Consider the following 889-nt stretch of genomic DNA (forward strand, 5'->3'; position numbering starts at 1 on the left):
CACGCGCCTCGACGCTGGGCCGCTTCTTCAGCTCGATCGACGATGCGTCGCGGGTCCAGCAGCGCATGCACAACAAGTTGTTCATCGCCGACAACGTGCTGGCGGTGGCAGGGGGCCGCAACTTGGGCGACGCCTATTTCGGCAAGGACAGTAAGGGCAACTTCATCGATCTCGACCTGCTAGTGGCGGGGCCGCTGGTGCAGGACCTGTCGCGCAGCTTCGACGCCTACTGGAACAACGAGCGCGCCTATCCCGTGCAGTCGCTGGTGACGCCCCGTGAGCTCGACCGGATCCGCGAGCAGGTGCGCGCCGAACGGGAGACCGAACGACAGCGGGTGGAAGCCCTGGCACAGACACAGACACCGGCACCGCCCGCAGGCGATCCGAGCGCGAAGGAAGGGACGGCGGCCGCCGACGCCCGCGCGCCGGCTTGGGACGAGAAACCCATGGACCTGCGCAGCGCCGACTTCGTCTGGGCCCCGGCGGTGGTGCTGGCCGACAAGCCGGGCAAGATTCCGCCCGACGGCGCCGGCCCCGACGCCGGCAAGGCGCCCGGTCTCACGGTGACGCGACAAGGCGCACGCCCGCCCCGCCAGCCCGAGAAAAGCGGCAATTCGCTCGATGCGGCGGCCGGTGCGGCGGCCGACGGCGAAACCGTGGTCGACGGACTGCTGCAACTGATCGGGCTGGCCCGCAGCGACCTGCTGATCATCTCGCCCTACTTCGTGCCGGGAGCCGACATGAAGCAGGCCTTCGCCGCGGCGCGGGCGCGCGGCGTGCGGATCCGGGTGCTGACCAATTCGCTGGCATCGAACGATGCGCCGGTGGCGCACGTGGGCTATGCGCGGCACCGCGACGAGTTGCTGACGATGGGCGTGGAACTCTACGA

1 protein-coding gene is annotated in these 889 nt (G+C 69.7%); it reads left to right on the forward strand.

Annotated elements, in window-relative coordinates; translation table 11 throughout:
* On the forward strand, nt 1-889 hold an 889-nt coding region (locus AC1DY5_RS57285), incomplete at both ends, for a phospholipase D-like domain-containing protein (RefSeq protein ID WP_478122982.1).

Source organism: Variovorax sp. P4_D9 (assembly GCF_056401695.1).